Annotated in this window: 16 protein-coding genes; 13 read left to right on the top strand and 3 right to left on the bottom strand. The window is 45.8% G+C overall.

What is annotated here, in order from left to right:
- Positions 1–52: 52 nt before the first annotated feature.
- Positions 53–679 (top strand): hypothetical protein, encoded by a 627-nt coding sequence (locus LDL70_RS07735; protein WP_022711856.1) that lies wholly within the window; start codon positions 53–55, stop codon positions 677–679.
- On the opposite strand, the gene LDL70_RS07730 is transcribed toward LDL70_RS07735, so the two are convergent.
- The 3 genes from LDL70_RS07730 to LDL70_RS07720 all read right to left on the bottom strand — a co-directional run bounded on the left by LDL70_RS07730 (position 676) and on the right by LDL70_RS07720 (position 1,822).
- Entirely contained in the window at positions 676–921 is a 246-nt protein-coding gene (locus LDL70_RS07730) for a hypothetical protein (RefSeq protein ID WP_139316358.1), read from the bottom strand. The genes LDL70_RS07735 and LDL70_RS07730 overlap by 4 nt on opposite strands.
- A gap of 31 nt (positions 922–952) precedes the next feature.
- A complete protein-coding gene (locus LDL70_RS07725) occupies positions 953–1,153 on the bottom strand; it encodes a hypothetical protein (protein ID WP_156831459.1) in 201 nt (66 codons plus the stop codon).
- A gap of 429 nt (positions 1,154–1,582) precedes the next feature.
- The gene (locus tag LDL70_RS07720) at positions 1,583–1,822 is read right to left on the bottom strand and encodes a DUF982 domain-containing protein (protein ID WP_225688252.1); all 240 of its coding nucleotides are present in this window, start codon (positions 1,820–1,822) and stop codon (positions 1,583–1,585) included.
- 64 nt (positions 1,823–1,886) lie between these two features.
- On the opposite strand from LDL70_RS07720, the gene LDL70_RS07715 reads away from it, so the two are divergent.
- The 12 genes from LDL70_RS07715 to LDL70_RS07660 all read left to right on the top strand — a co-directional run bounded on the left by LDL70_RS07715 (position 1,887) and on the right by LDL70_RS07660 (position 14,307).
- Positions 1,887–2,552, top strand: a complete 666-nt coding sequence (locus LDL70_RS07715) for a hypothetical protein (RefSeq protein ID WP_225688251.1) — start codon at positions 1,887–1,889, stop codon at positions 2,550–2,552.
- Positions 2,552–2,977 carry a GNAT family N-acetyltransferase gene (locus LDL70_RS07710; RefSeq protein WP_139316360.1) on the top strand — a complete coding sequence of 142 codons (426 nt, stop codon included), beginning with the start codon at positions 2,552–2,554 and terminating at the stop codon, positions 2,975–2,977. Before LDL70_RS07715 ends, LDL70_RS07710 begins: the two co-directional genes overlap by 1 nt.
- A gap of 25 nt (positions 2,978–3,002) precedes the next feature.
- Positions 3,003–5,627, top strand: coding sequence for a phage tail protein (locus LDL70_RS07705; protein ID WP_225688250.1), 2,625 nt, complete (start codon positions 3,003–3,005; stop codon positions 5,625–5,627).
- Positions 5,627–6,100: a hypothetical protein gene (locus LDL70_RS07700; protein WP_213597995.1), complete on the top strand. Its 474-nt coding sequence runs from the start codon at positions 5,627–5,629 to the stop codon at positions 6,098–6,100. Before LDL70_RS07705 ends, LDL70_RS07700 begins: the two co-directional genes overlap by 1 nt.
- A gap of 1 nt (position 6,101) precedes the next feature.
- Complete coding sequence (locus LDL70_RS07695; RefSeq protein WP_122094221.1) at positions 6,102–6,554, top strand: hypothetical protein; 453 nt, start codon at positions 6,102–6,104, stop codon at positions 6,552–6,554.
- The gene (locus LDL70_RS07690; RefSeq protein ID WP_225688249.1) at positions 6,554–6,916 is read left to right on the top strand and encodes a hypothetical protein; all 363 of its coding nucleotides are present in this window, start codon (positions 6,554–6,556) and stop codon (positions 6,914–6,916) included. Before LDL70_RS07695 ends, LDL70_RS07690 begins: the two co-directional genes overlap by 1 nt.
- A gap of 53 nt (positions 6,917–6,969) precedes the next feature.
- Positions 6,970–7,173 (top strand): hypothetical protein, encoded by a 204-nt coding sequence (locus LDL70_RS07685; RefSeq protein ID WP_022711847.1) that lies wholly within the window; start codon positions 6,970–6,972, stop codon positions 7,171–7,173.
- A complete protein-coding gene (locus LDL70_RS07680) occupies positions 7,173–8,525 on the top strand; it encodes a hypothetical protein (RefSeq protein ID WP_225688248.1) in 1,353 nt (450 codons plus the stop codon). The genes LDL70_RS07685 and LDL70_RS07680 overlap by 1 nt, the downstream gene beginning before the upstream one ends.
- 64 nt (positions 8,526–8,589) lie before the next feature.
- On the top strand, positions 8,590–8,910 hold the full coding sequence (locus LDL70_RS07675) for a hypothetical protein (protein WP_225688240.1): 321 nt from the start codon (positions 8,590–8,592) through the stop codon (positions 8,908–8,910).
- A gap of 49 nt (positions 8,911–8,959) precedes the next feature.
- Positions 8,960–9,757 (top strand): hypothetical protein, encoded by a 798-nt coding sequence (locus LDL70_RS07670; protein WP_225688232.1) that lies wholly within the window; start codon positions 8,960–8,962, stop codon positions 9,755–9,757.
- A gap of 871 nt (positions 9,758–10,628) precedes the next feature.
- A complete protein-coding gene (locus LDL70_RS07665) occupies positions 10,629–11,705 on the top strand; it encodes a bifunctional 2-polyprenyl-6-hydroxyphenol methylase/3-demethylubiquinol 3-O-methyltransferase UbiG (RefSeq protein ID WP_225688231.1) in 1,077 nt (358 codons plus the stop codon).
- Positions 11,706–11,739: 34 nt separating this feature from the next.
- Positions 11,740–14,307 (top strand): rhamnan synthesis F family protein, encoded by a 2,568-nt coding sequence (locus LDL70_RS07660; RefSeq protein WP_225688230.1) that lies wholly within the window; start codon positions 11,740–11,742, stop codon positions 14,305–14,307.
- Positions 14,308–14,317 lie beyond the last annotated feature (10 nt).

Raw genomic sequence — 14,317 nt, 5'->3', positions numbered from 1 at the left:
TCACAAATATCGAAAACCAACGTCACAGTTTTGAAAAGGTTCCATATTCGTTATGGCTCTTACCTACCCATTAGATATTCTTGCTGGTTTCCCCGGTTGGTCAACGGAGTTCGATCTGTTGTACAGGCAGGAATATAGCCGGACAGCAGGTGGTACGACGATTGCCAAGGATATGGGCACGCCACTGTGGAAGGCTTCTTTTCAATCCGTAATATTGCAACCGAATGAGCTTGATATCTGGCGGGCACGTTTAAAAGCGGTGGACGGCAGTTTACAGCAGTTTAGTGGCAGACCTATGAGCCGTTGTTTTCCGATTGCTTATCCGAATGGTACGGGCATTGGCGATGTATCTACAGCGAGTATTGAAGGTATTGGGGCAGATAACAAATCTATCGCTCTTCAAGGTATGCCGGTTTGGTTCTCGATAACAATCGGTGATTATGTGCAAATCGGAACAAAACTTTATCAGGTATTAGAAAGTGCAGTTGCGAATGCTTCAGGTAAAACCACGCACTTCGAACTACGCCCGCATCTGGCTCCCGGTACAGCTGTTGGCAATGTGGTTACACTAATCAAGCCATCGGTGCCGATGATCATTCTGCCGGGGTCGCTGACCACATCTACAGAGCTGAGCACAGGGCGTGGCACAATCTCGTTTCAGGCGGTGGAGGCTCGTTAGTTCGTTTTAACTTTTTTAACTGAACGCTTAGAAGTAAGTTTTTTTGGAGTGGCTAGCAAACTTGCTTCGTGAGCAAGGCGTTCATTTTTTAACCGGAGTGTTTTGGCTACTCGTTTTTTATACTCAGTCTCGATTATAGCGATTGCGATTTTGTGCGTAATAGTAGCTTTAGACTCCGAGGCTGAGGGAGAGGTATTCTTAAATGTTTTTTGCATAAGATCTTCTTGGTTTGTATTATTCACATTATGCTCCGTTTTTATTGGTACCGATAGTTTAGGGGCGATGCCTAGATAGCCCCCCGCCAATTCTTTTCAGAATGCTGCCGAGCTTAGTAGCGTCCTTTAATTGCGAGGCTGAACTTTTATGAGCTATTGAAATTTGTTTTTCAGTAGCAACATCTTGATGAAAATGACGCTGTTCTATGATTGCATGTGGAGGCTGTCTCCCTCCAATTGCTTTTAGAATATTACTCATGATATTCCTCCCAGTGTATTTAAAATGAAGATGTAAATGAGAAAAGTCGGAACATGAAATGATCACTTAACCATCTCATTTATCTTCAAATTTTGTATGTTAGATTTAATATAATACAGAAAATATGTGATATAACTTGTTATAATTATTATATAATATGTAATTGTGTCTTATTTGCAGTGATTGACCGTTTGTTATGTTTTTGATCGAGTCAGATTTTCTGAGATCAGGAGATACCTGGCCAGTTTGTAATTTTTATCTGCTCATATATGCATCTATCAAAGGCAACGATTGATATGATGGCTCATTGTTTAAGGAAGTGACATCTGGGTAAAATTTGAAGTCAAATGGCTCAGAAAATGTTCGTTTTATGCGCAAGAACAATCTTTAGAGCTGTGTTTATGAGGTTTTATCGAAAAGGTGAAATTCTTATGCCAAAATCCCAGATACTTCTGCTGCATGTTTAAATGCAATCCGCGCACTTTGCGTGCTTCCATGATCATGTGAACACTTAAGGCAGGCTGTTATAGCTTCTCCCATACTATCCAGATCAAAACGCTGCCAATCGGAAAGCATAAAATTCTCCGCATCAGCAATATTACCGATTGAATGTGTGATGCCGTCTGAAATTTTAATAACGACGGCTTCATCCCAATAAATTAAATCCATGAGTTCATACCTCCTATTAAGATAACGCAGAGTTATCCAGAGTGTTCCTGAAGAAGGTGCAGCAATGCGATATATTTCAGCAGAAAACCAGCATGCGCTTGAACAGCGGATGTTGGTAGCGCGTGACTTTCTCTGGCTTGTTGCACGTGACCGACAGACTGGTGCTCCGGTAACGGAAGGTCTGTGGTCTGACGTGGGGAATATCACGGCAGATGTGGTCAATCCGGATAATGGTATACCTGAAACACGTGATTGGTATGGAACAGGTTCTCTGGTTTCCATTGACGATATTCCGCTCATCGCCAATCTTTCCGTGCAGAATGTCACAATCCGCATGTCGCAGGTGCATGAGGAAGTTGAACGGATTGTCCGTGATTATGATTGCCGTCAGGCGCGGGTAGAAGTCTATCGTGGCCTGTTCAATCCGGAAACACGTTTGATGGTCGCTCCGGCTGAGTGCCGGTTTGTTGGCTTTGTCGATAAGATTGAACTGAAAACGCCGTCTGAGAATGAGGATGGTGCAGTCACTATGACCTGCGCCAGCCACACACAGGAATTTACCCGCTCCAATACAGAGACGCGAAGCCATGCCTCACAAATCCTGCGCGACCCGAACGATACCTTTTACAAGGATGCGGCCACGGTTGAAGAATGGGAAGTGTTCTGGGGTTCCGAAAAGGGCAAGGTGCCGACACAGAAGAAGCGACGCAAATTTTTGGGGATTTTCTGATGATCCGACATGCCGTCACTTCTGACAAAATCTCCTGCTTGCGCTTGCTGCGTGAAAGTCATGAGGCTGCGGGCTTCACTTCTCCATTCAGTGCAGCCCATGCCTCGGCTTTGTTTGATTATCACTATGCAAGTCCGCAGGCTGGTCTTCTGGTTTTAGGTGATAAACCGGCGGGGCTGTTGATGGCAGGGTGGTTTGAGCATCCGTTCGGTTTTGGCCGTTATGCCAAAGAAACCGTTTGGTGGATAACACCAAGTGTTCGAGGGAGATGGGCAAGCAAGATGCTTGATGCCTATGAAGCATGGGCAAGAGAGCAGGGCTGCGTGGCTGCTGGCATGGCCTCACTCGCTACCAATGATGTTTCCCGCCTCTATAAGAGACGTGGTTATGCACCGGTCGAAACACACTTTCTCAAAGTCCTCTGAAGCTTAGTTTTCAAAGAGATTATTCATGGCAATTTTTACCGGTATCGCATCTGCGATAGGCGGCCTGATGGCCTCTACCTTTTTGTCAGGGGCGGTCGGCAGCTTTTTGCTTAAAGCCGCCGTTGGTATCGGCCTCAATCTGCTTGCGCAATCCATTGCAGGCAAACCGCAGGAACCGGTATTTTCCATCAATGGCAGCCTGCAAGCCGGTGGTGACCTGCCGCGATCCTTCCTGATCGGGAGAACGTCAACAGCCGGTTCTCTGGTCTGGGTCAACACATGGGGGCATGACGGCGATACACCAAACGCTTATCTGACACAGGTTATTGCACTGTCTGATCTGCCGGTCGCTGGCCTGCGGGAGGTTTGGGTCAACGGTCAGAAAGTGACCCTTGATTACAATACGCCGGATATGTCGTGGGGTTGGCAGGTAAAAGAATATCGCAACGATGGTGATAATCTTTGGGTCAAATTCTATGATGGTACCCAGACTGTAGCTGATAGTTTTCTGGTCAATACCTGCTCCAATCAGAACCGCCAATGGGATGTGAACCGTGTCGGTCGTGGTGTGGCCTATGCCATTGTGACGGCGCGTGTCAGTAAGCAGATGTTCTCCGGTATTCCGAATTTCAAATTCGAGCTGGATGGCTTCAAATTCTACGATCTGTCAAAAGATAGCACCGCAGGCGGAAACGGTTCGCATCGGTGGTCTGATCCGTCCACATGGGGTGGTGATGGCGATCATCTGCCAGCTGTACAGGAATATAACCTGCTGCGTGGCCTCCGCTGGAATAATCAGTGGTTCTATGGTGTGCAGGGCATGTCTGCTGCGCGCCTTCCAGCTGACAACTGGATCAAGGCCATTAATAAGTGCCGTGCACCTATTTATGGGGCAAATGGCTTAGAGCCGACCTATCGGGCTGGTGGCGAGATCACTATTGATGCGCCTCTCGCAAATGCACTTGAAGCATTGAACACGTCCTGTCAGGGGCGTATCGCGGAAGTCGGCGGTTTCTATCAGATGTTTCTGGGCAGCCCCGATGCGCCGGTCATTCATTTCACCGATGACGATATTCTCTCGACCGATGAGCAGACATTCACCCCGTTCTTCGGTCTGTCGGATACGATCAATGGTGTCTCCGCAACTTATCCGTCCTTCACTGACGGTTGGGTGATGAAGTCCGCGCCATCCTTGTTCCGTACTGATCTGGAAGCCTTGCACGGCAACCGGCGCTTGATGGCTAAAGTTGAACTGAACTTTGTGCCATATGCTGAACAAGTGCAGCGGCTTATGAAGTCGGCTCTTGAAGAGGGCCAGCGGGCGCGGCGGCACACTCTGGTCATTCCACCGAAATTCTGGGCGTATGCTGTGCCTGGCGTTATATGGGCATGGACTTCCAAGCGCAACGGTTATGTCAATAAGCTGATGCGGATTGATGGCTCGGTTGACCGTGCCAATCTTGATGTTTTGGCCGATATGACTGAGGTTGATCCGTCCGACTATGATTGGGAAAGCGGCTCGGATTATCGCCCGCCGGTTGACGGGGCAGTTGGTGCAATGCGTCCGCTGCCGACACCCATCTTCGATTTTGCTGTTACACCAGATATTGCACAGGACAGTAACGGCAATAATCGCCGGTGTGGCATTCGATTGGTCTGGGATGGTGAAGTGACCGGCGTTGATACGGTTATGTTTGAGGTGCGTCTCAAATCATCGCTGGCTGAAATCTATAAAGGCCGAACTGAAGATGTAGAGCGCGGGGCGCTATTGATTGCTCCAGGCATTCTTTTGCCGAATATGCTCTATGAAGTCCGCGCACGTTATTCATCCTATGATGGCAGTACGCCCTTTGTCTGGTCTGATTGGATTGAGGTGCGCACTGCGGATATCCGTTTCGGTCCACTTGATATTTACGCTATCAATATTGAACAGCTCAATAAGGACATCAGCGATGTTCTGAAAGGTTTGGGAGAGACAGATCGGTATGTTCAGGAGGAGTTGGATCGTATTGGTGCGCTGGCAGCTGAGCAGGAAGCTGGCAATGCCGGTATGTTCAAACTGCTACGTGAAGAAGCGGCGGTCACTGCGGGCAATCTAAAGGCAGGTTACACAAGGCTTGTTTCCGTTTCCATCGGTCCCGGCAGTGCAATTGCTTCCCGTATCGAAAAGCTAGAGGCAAAAGTTGATGAGGATATTGCTCAGGCTGTTAGCCAACTGACAACGCGTATCAATACAGTTGGCGATACTGTTGAAGCTCAGGCTGAAGCAATTACCCTGCTCACTGCTGATGTCGGCAACTTCTCCGCTAATGGGCTGATACGCATTACCAGTGAAGCGACAAGTGGCAGTGCTTTGTCTCGGATTGCTTTCAGTAGTTACGTAGAAGCTATGGGGCAGACTGCACAGGCTGCGATGTGGTTGGAAGCCTTCACAGGCGACGACGGCCAATTGTTGAGCCGGATCATGACGAACTCGGATCAGTGGATTGTAACCAATGGTGTGAACAGCATGGCGCCAATGACGTTCATTAATGGTGAACTGACCCTGATGGTGGCAAAAATCAAAGAAATCATTTCAGGTCTGATCCGCTCACCTGACAGCAAATTCGTCATTAATCTTGATGAGGGTTTTTTGAAGGTGTCTGACTGATGAGTACAAGACTGCACTTAACAAAAAATCATCTGGTGGTTTCAAAACAGGGATTTGACGCGGACAATCCATCATTGGCCGAGGGTGACAAGCTCTTTGACAGTGATTGGTTGTTCTCCAGCACGATTGTGGAAGTTGGTCTGCATATTGATCAATCCAGTTATAAAATGGATCCACCGCCGCAGAATTTGACCCGTTGGGATGAGCAAACGGATTGGTCTGCGCCGCAGATTATCAACTTTCAGCCATTGGATTATGTTCCGACAGTGTTGCTAATCAGCCTGTCTGATCCTCGGTATTGGGGCAATCATGGCATGGTATTGCTAGGGGCTCAGCCTCTCATCAATCGGCCAAGTGACTATTGGCGCACGGGCGAAATAACCGTCACCAATAGTCGCATAACAATCCCGCGAATTCGCAACCCTGCTGGTTATTATCGGGAGAGCTTTATTTATCTGGTGATGGGGATATGACATGGATGAAAATATCCTTATCGGCAAAAACGGTAATCAGCATGGCATCTGGGTAGCCAAGCAGGGAAAAACCGTACAGCAGGGCGGTCAGATGCTGATGTCATCTGTCCAAGACATGCTGAAAATCCATGCGCAAGGCTCTGTTCCGTCATTCGGTTTCAATGAATCGCAAGGTTTATGGCGGCATCAAATTGAAGTCCCGTTTCAGGAGCTTCCGTTTATTCCGCTGGCATTCATGGGCTTTAAATCTTCCTCTGCTGAGCCATTTCAATTCCCGCCTGATCTGAGCGGTATTGTGGCTACGCAATCATTTGGCGGGAATATTGGCTTGGTCAACTTTATGCCTGTTGTTGGCATCTCTCATAACAAGCTGACTTTTAGGGGCTGGGTGCCTCAATATGAATGCCGGTTCAATTATACCGTCTTTTTAGTCAAGCTACGTGAGAAGTTCTGATGGCGGGGCGGGTACTATTCCAGCGTGGTGCCAACTTTAAATTCCGCATTTCCAAACCCGGAAAAGACGTTGATAGCACTGATCTTTTTGACTTTGTGCTGCATGAGGGGATCGGCACTGTTGCCCCATATGTAACAGGCTCGGTTCAGGTGCCAGCAAATAGCAATGTGTCCATTCCATTCGGACGCACCTATCAGCAGCCAGCACTGATTATGCTTAAACCGTCCGATGGTGTTGTCGCGTTTCTATCGCAATTTGAAGCCCGTATTCAAAGCGATATGGCTTCAATGAGGATTTACAACAAAACCGGCACAACGCGCTATGTCACCTATTACGTCTATTGGAATTCGATAGGCGGTTGACTTTCCTTACTTCACTCACAGCAATCACCCGCTTTGTGCGGGAAGGAGAACGCATGTCTGCAACACAGACCAATATCACTCCACCAATACAAATTCACCCGCTGGCTGAACTGCATGAAACGGCGTTTCAGCTTGGCATTATCCGTCAGCGTAATCTGATTTTGGCTTCAGAAAATCTAATGATGAAAGAACGCATTCAAGTTCTGGAAGCGGAAAACAAAGAACTGATTGCAGAGCGTAAGGAAGGGGCAGATTAATGGCTATTCGTCCCGACTGGATGACCGGCACGCTTAATCTCGTTGCCGGAACACCTGACTTCACCACAACAGGCTCGGCATTGCAGACCGCAGCCATTCAGGCCGGTGATGCGATTATCACCGCAACAGGCTATGTGCTCATTATTGCTGAAATCACCGGGCAGAACAGCGGTCGGTTATTTGATAATTGCCCTGTGGCAGCTGCCGGTGACGGGCAACCCTTGCGGGTTCGCTATCAGCCGGATGGTAGCCGCATGCAGGCTGCAGTTCGAATGGTCAGAGAGCTTCTGACAACCGGTAATCTTGAAGCATTTGCTGCGCTCGTTGGTGAAGAAGATGCAGTACCGGTCTTTGTTGGACCAGGTGTTATGAAACTGGTACCGAAATCAGAATTCGGACCCGATGATACCAAAGGCAATCTGGCCGCTCTCGCTGCCTTGGAGAATATTGCAAATCTCACAGAGCTTGCAGCAATTGCGAAAGCGAATGATCAGTTCATCGTCATGGGGGCGGACGGCACAATCACGCTGAAGTCAATCAAGAGCGTGACTGATGCGATAGCCGAAAATGCGACTGCAATTGGCGAAAAGTATACACTACCGGCGGGCGGTACTGAGGATCAGCTGATTGACGCAACCGGCGCTGCAATCCCAATGGCCGATTTGCCGATTTCAGATGTAACTCAGGGAGCGCTGGATTCTAAAGCTTCCTATAACTGGATCATAAATCCCGATTTTACCATCAATAATCGTGGTGGTGTTAAGAAACCTGCCAATGCTGTGTATGGTTTTGACCGCTGGAAGGGACACACAAACGGGATTGAGCAAATCATCGAGGCTCTGCCTGCTGGTAAATATACGCTCACATGGTCAGGTGGTGGTAGCGGTTCATTCGGCGGCCAAACAAAAGTATCACCTATTGTGGCGACGGTTGTTGGCGGTGATACTCATGTAGTGGTTCCTGCGACTGCAACTAAAGTGAGCGTTGTATCTGGGGATGCTGCAGCTTCTGACCCGTGGGTTATATGTAAAAGAACTGATGCTATTGAAGATATATTATGCAGGCGATATTTTCAAAGGTTCGGTAGTGTTAGAGGTGTAGGCGGATCAAACAATAACGCTTACATTGGAGGCTTTTGGCAGTTTCCAGTATCAATGAGAGCTTATCCGACCATCAAATTAGACAATGGTTCTGGAGTTGCAAACTTAATATCGACTGAAGCTGGTGGGAATGCCGCAATTGCTGCGGGTGGGTTTGCGGCTTCACCTGTATCTTTCAGCGTTGACGCTATTCTCGACAGAAATGCTGGTAACTGGTGGATGTTTACCATGCTTCTTGATGCGGATTTTTAAAATGATTAACAGTGCAAAATACACAGAGCAAGGTTCAATCTTCGCAATCATTGGCGGTCAAGTAATGACAGTTCCTGACGATATGGCAAACCGAGACCGTGCCATGATTGCAGAGTGGGTGGCGGCAGGAAATGTAATCGAACCTTACGTGCCGGAGCCATTGCCGGAGCCTGTAATCGTCATTCCTTCTGTCACTCTATGGGAGCGCATGACAGATGCTGAAGCAATTCAGGTGAATGATGTAATGGCTGCGCAGCCAATCCGCACTCGTCAGGTATTTCTCACAGCCAATACATTTCGCTCAGATCATGAGCTTTGGCCTCTCCTGCAGCAGGTTGCTACTAATCTGTTTGGTGTAGAGCGGGCAGCAGAGTTGCTGGCCTAACCTCTAATTTTTATGCTGCTTTAACAGTAAATTTCACAGGAAAATTCAGATGGATAAAACCGTGCCAGCTGGCGCGGCAATCCTGCTTGACTTCATTCGTAAGACTGAAGTCGGGCGGACTGATCGCGCGTCTTATGATGTTATCTATGGTCACAATCAAGATAAACTGCCGAAACCAATTACCTCGATGACAATCGGTGAACTGGTTGATGCGCAGGCCAGTTTTACCAAGCGGTTCAAATCATCGGCCTCTGGTGGTTATCAGTTCATGCGCAAGACTCTGCAGGATTTATCGCGTGAGCTGCGCCTGAACGGGCGGCATATGTTTGATCCGGATTTACAAGACCGGCTCGGCTATCACCTGTTAAAACGCCGTGGCTATGAAGAGTTCATGGCCGGTACAATCTCCGCGGCTGAATTTGCCAAACAGCTGGCAATGGAATGGGCTTCGTTTCCGGTACTTACCGCGACGAAAGGAGCGCACGGCCAGCTAAAGCGCGGCCAGTCATATTATGATGGAGATGCTCTCAATAAGGCTCTGGTGAAGCCAGAAGCCATTGAGGCGGTGTTGCGTAAAGCAAAAACTGCAGGCAATGGCTTGCCTGTGCCGGTTTCTGAAAGTCCGCAAGCGGAAACGCAACTACCTGAGCCTGAAAAGGCAAAGCCTGTTTCTCACTCAAAACGTTTTTGGACATGGCTGACGGCAGCTGTTTTCCCAGCTCTTGGATTGCTGGATTGGCGGGTGCAGCTGGCTTCCGTGGTTGTGGTGGGTGGTATCGCGGCCTACGCGATTTATTCCATGCCGTCTGTGAAATCCAAAGTCGAAAAACTGTTTGAGGCGCTCTGATGCTGGGACGGCTCCAAATAATTCTCGCTGTGCTGGCCGTGGGTGCTGTTGCGCTCACGGGTGCTGTTCAGCTGGGTAAATACAAAGAGCGGCAACGCAGCGCATTTCAGCAGCTGCAGAGTGATATCCGTGTAGAGCGGGAGAGGGTGAAGGATGATGCGAAAACGCGCAATCTATCGGACTATGATTTCTGTGTTCAGTCTCTTCGCCGTCGCGGGGTGCAGTCCGCAGACTGTGAGCAGCTGCGCGGGTTGGCGCAAGAATGATCTTTCTCCGGCTGGACTGGTGGCACTGACAAAGGCTGATCGGCCAGCTGCAGAACGGGTGGAAGGTAATGACCAAATTGGAAAACGGCAGGGGTGCTGGTAATGAGAGAACAGGTTGTTGAACGTGCTACAACGGCCATTGCTACCGGTGCTGTTATTGGCCCTTTGTGGTTACCACATATCGAAAAGGCACTCTCGTTGAGTGTATCAACTTTAGGTATTGTCTGGTTATTGATACAGATTTTTTACAAGATAAAAAACGGAAAGTAGAAATTTGGAGAGTTTCAGCGATAATGTTAGCAACGAGTTTTTCAAGGAAGCTTGTTTTCACGGATTGAAAAGGCCAGAGTAGAAATTACTGAATAGATCGTGGCTATAAATTAAATGGTCACGTACGTACTGGGTCATATAGCATTTCATGAATTCGTCATGTAAGGCACCCTTGAGAAAAATCCCGTGTATGTCCGCAAACGAATTGTCGGATTCTCGCAGTGACTAAAATGGGGCGCGCTTCAAATCAAATAGGTCGTAGCTTTGATGATTAGCCCTCATGTATTGTAGTAAATTAAAATGAAATTCATTTGAGAGTTCATAAGGGAGGGGTTATGCAGACTTTGCCATTTACAGGTGAAAGGTATGTTCCTGAAATTGCTGGTGAAATTAGGTTGGAGCATATTCATCGTTATGCATGGGCACGAGATCTTGTTAATGGTTTGGATGTTCTAGACATCGCTAGTGGAGAAGGATTTGGTTCTGCGATTCTTTCAGAAACCGCTAAAACTGTAACAGGGGTGGATATTTCGGAGGAAGCAGTATTACACGCTCAAAAACGATACGGTAACCTTGCTAGTTTTTTAGTTGGAGCCGCAAATGAAATTCCTATGGAGGATAATTCGGTTGACGCGGTTATTTCATTCGAAACGATAGAGCATGTTTCAAATCATGTTTCTATGCTTGATGAGATAAAGCGTGTTTTACGACCAAATGGTTTTTTGATGATTTCTTCTCCAGATAAAGAAATATACACAGATAAAGCGGGTTATGTAAATGAGTTCCACGTATCTGAATTAACATTTGGTGAATTTAAAAATCTCTTAGAGGTAAATTTCAACAATGTTAGAATGTTTGGGCAAAAAATAACAGCTTGCTCAATTATAGTAGACCTACTTCATGATGTTGAAAATTCTAATGGAGTATTTTACACGGATGGATCTAATGGAAGTGTGATGAAAGGATTGTTGGATAAAAAGGAATGTAAATATATCATTTCTATAGCCGCGAATTGTTCAGATCATTTTCCTATTTCATCCAATTCAGCCCTGTTCTCGCAAGTTGAACAACAAGTTCCTAATCTCATTAAATCAAAAACCTACAGAACTCAACGCGATGATATTAATGGATTAAGTGAAGATATTTATCGGTCTGAACCAGCTCTTAGAATTACGTTATCGAATAAATTTGATCATAATTACTATGCGCTGGAATGCGGATTGTCAGGCATGACCCGTCTTGAATTGGCAATGAATTATCTCATGGTAGGAGAAAAGGCAGGATTTTCGGCTAGTGAGCACTTTAACGCAACTAAATACCTGGCTGTAAATCCAGATGTGAATGATTACCCTGCTGGGGCGTTATGTCATTACATCGACTACGGAGAGTATGAGGGGCGGAATCTTTGTTGATGCAAAGGGATTACAGCTACAATGAGACAGCAAAATGCCATTTAATCGTATAGTTGAAAAAGTAATGAAGTCTAAATTAATTAGTCAGTTAAAGAGGGTGCTCCGCGGTCAGACAACTTGGCAGCTAGCGTCCTCTATGTATTTTGATAGAAACTATTACTCTATTCAGGCAGGTCGAGAATTTTCATCCCGTTTTGAGGCGATTAGGCATTACAAAAAACATGGTGAGAGGAAGGGGTTAAAGCCATCCCCCTTATTTGATCCATTGTTTTACAAATCTGTTTACCCAGATGTCGCTCATCTACCATTCTTGTTTTCGCACTTCGTTGCTTATGGCGTTAACGAAGGGCGCGTGGGTGTTTTTAATATTGATCACATTTTAATCAAGGGGGGGCGTGAGTACAATGCTAGTCTACCGACTGTAGTTGTAATCACCCATGAGCTCAGTGAGACTGGTGCTCCTATACTTGCTTGGAACATTATAAATAATATACCAAGTAATTGGAATGTTATTTCAATAAGCATAAGCGATGGACGGCTCAAGGAGGAGTTTACTGAAAAATCCTGTGTCTTTTTTAATTTTGGTAATCTAAGTAGCGGTAATTACAATTCGATATTGGCAATTAATTTTGCTGTTAAAGAGATTCTTTCTCGATACAATATTGATTTTGTAATATCAAATAGTGTGGTCTCTGAAGTAGTGGCGACATCATTCGCAAAATTATCAGTTCCAGTCATTACTCTTATACATGAGTTTTCCACCTATATACCAAAAGAAATCTTGATTAACTCTGTTCTATATTCTGATCATGTTGTTTTTTCGTCCAAGACAATATTGAGTGATGCAGAGAAAAAGCTTGGTTTTTCGTTAAATCATGCGAGTGTTATTCCGCAAGGTAAATCTATAGTTCCTAAACAGAGCGACAGCAATAATGATAGTTATTTACTTGATATCATTGATGCTGAAAGGAAAAATGGGAAATTTATTATAATCGGATGTGGTCACGTACAGATCAGAAAAGGGGTGGATCTTTTCATCGCGGGGTGTGACCAGATAGCCAAATCTATTGGTACCGACAATGTGCATTTTGTTTGGGTTGGTAATGGTTATATGCCAGATACTGACTATGGGTATTCTATATGGTTAAAAGACCAAGTTGAAAGAAGTTCCTTAAATAATTGTTTCAGTTTTATTGCAGGGCTAGATTCAAGAGAATTGGAGCGCCTTTATTCGTTAGCGAATGTGATGTTTCTAAGCTCGAGACTGGATCCTTTACCAAATGTCGCTATTGATGCGGTGTCAGTTGGTATTCCTGTTGTCTGTTTTGATAAGGCAACGGGGCTGGCTGAGTATTTGGAGGGTTTTGAGAGCCTTCAGACTCTTATTGCTCCTTATTTAGATGTCCATAAAGCGGCGGATATTATTGTTAATTTGTTAAGGAAGCCGGCATTAGTGCAATCTATGCAGGAAGATCTATCAAAGCTATCGAATATGACTTTCTCGATGAAGTTTTATGTAGAGAGGCTTTTAAAGTTTAATGGTGTTTTGCGAGAAAGACAGGGGGCGTTGGCTGCTGAAATCGTCGAATTGATGGATTCAGGATTAATAGAGCAGGAGACGCTACAGGCTCCCGGGCAGATGGCTGATCTTAAGGATTCCGTTGGCTATCAAATTAGGCTTGATTGGATAGCTAAGCATGGGGTTAATGGAGGAGTTCGTCGTCCATTCAGTGGTTTTTCTCCACATATTTATCGTGAGGCTAATAATCTGACACTCGCCAAGAGTTCGACAGTAGACTGGTTGCGCCACAATCGTCCAGAGGGGCCTTGGAAAAGAGATGTCGTAAACTTGCAACAGCTAGAAGTGAAAAATATCACGACAAATCATAAAGTTGCGATACATATTCATGCTCATTATGAAGATCAGTTGAGGTTTATAATTAATGAAATTGCCTTGAGTGATTGTCAGCCGGATATTTTCATCTCAAGCTCTTCTTTGGATTTTAATGTTATTGAGCGTGAATTGAGGGGGCTTTACTCAGGGGAAATTGCTTTTATTAGGGTGCCTAATTCTGGGCGAGATATTGGTCCTATGTTGAGCGCATGTGCAGAACATTTACTAAGGTATGATGTTGTGGGGCATGTTCATACCAAAAAATCTTTACTAGTCTCTGATAGAAAGAGTATCGATAATTGGGTAAGGTTTCTGTTCGATAATTGCATTGGTAGTAATACTAAATCAATTGATAAAATTTTAGGTTTGTTTGCAGAAAATCCACGGCTCGGTCTTTGCTTTCCTGAAGATCCCAATATCGTTGGTTGGACGGAGAATTTATCTTCGGCAAAAGGCTTGTTGAAGGACGTTGATTTGACATTGCATTTACCAGATGCAATCGAATTCCCTGTTGGGAATATGTTTTACTTTCGTCCAGTTGCATTAGCGCCGCTATTTAATCGTGAATTTTCAGCGTCTTGCTTCCCTTCAGAGCCTCTTGCCTATGATGGTACAATGCTGCACGCTATTGAGCGTTTGTTGCCATTAATTGTAGAATCTCAAAATTTTGAATGGATTACGACAAGAATACCAGGTGTAACTCGATGATATTTAAGCG

The sequence above is a fragment of the Pseudochrobactrum sp. XF203 genome (assembly GCF_020341615.1).
Lineage (GTDB): Bacteria > Pseudomonadota > Alphaproteobacteria > Rhizobiales > Rhizobiaceae > Pseudochrobactrum > Pseudochrobactrum saccharolyticum.
This window is presented reverse-complemented; position numbering and strand designations above follow the sequence as displayed.

Excerpts from the sequence above, each read along its gene's own strand:
- LDL70_RS07735 (WP_022711856.1), top strand. The coding sequence starts at position 53 with ATGGCTCTTACCTACCCATTAGATATTCTTGCTGGTTTCCCCGGTTGG.
- LDL70_RS07725 (WP_156831459.1), bottom strand. The coding sequence starts at position 1,153 with ATGAGTAATATTCTAAAAGCAATTGGAGGGAGACAGCCTCCACATGCA.
- LDL70_RS07720 (WP_225688252.1), bottom strand. The coding sequence starts at position 1,822 with ATGGATTTAATTTATTGGGATGAAGCCGTCGTTATTAAAATTTCAGAC.
- LDL70_RS07715 (WP_225688251.1), top strand. The coding sequence starts at position 1,887 with ATGCGATATATTTCAGCAGAAAACCAGCATGCGCTTGAACAGCGGATG.
- LDL70_RS07710 (WP_139316360.1), top strand. The coding sequence starts at position 2,552 with ATGATCCGACATGCCGTCACTTCTGACAAAATCTCCTGCTTGCGCTTG.
- LDL70_RS07705 (WP_225688250.1), top strand. The coding sequence starts at position 3,003 with ATGGCAATTTTTACCGGTATCGCATCTGCGATAGGCGGCCTGATGGCC.
- LDL70_RS07700 (WP_213597995.1), top strand. The coding sequence starts at position 5,627 with ATGAGTACAAGACTGCACTTAACAAAAAATCATCTGGTGGTTTCAAAA.
- LDL70_RS07695 (WP_122094221.1), top strand. The coding sequence starts at position 6,102 with ATGGATGAAAATATCCTTATCGGCAAAAACGGTAATCAGCATGGCATC.
- LDL70_RS07690 (WP_225688249.1), top strand. The coding sequence starts at position 6,554 with ATGGCGGGGCGGGTACTATTCCAGCGTGGTGCCAACTTTAAATTCCGC.
- LDL70_RS07685 (WP_022711847.1), top strand. The coding sequence starts at position 6,970 with ATGTCTGCAACACAGACCAATATCACTCCACCAATACAAATTCACCCG.
- LDL70_RS07680 (WP_225688248.1), top strand. The coding sequence starts at position 7,173 with ATGGCTATTCGTCCCGACTGGATGACCGGCACGCTTAATCTCGTTGCC.
- LDL70_RS07675 (WP_225688240.1), top strand. The coding sequence starts at position 8,590 with ATGACAGTTCCTGACGATATGGCAAACCGAGACCGTGCCATGATTGCA.
- LDL70_RS07670 (WP_225688232.1), top strand. The coding sequence starts at position 8,960 with ATGGATAAAACCGTGCCAGCTGGCGCGGCAATCCTGCTTGACTTCATT.
- LDL70_RS07665 (WP_225688231.1), top strand. The coding sequence starts at position 10,629 with ATGCAGACTTTGCCATTTACAGGTGAAAGGTATGTTCCTGAAATTGCT.
- LDL70_RS07660 (WP_225688230.1), top strand. The coding sequence starts at position 11,740 with ATGCCATTTAATCGTATAGTTGAAAAAGTAATGAAGTCTAAATTAATT.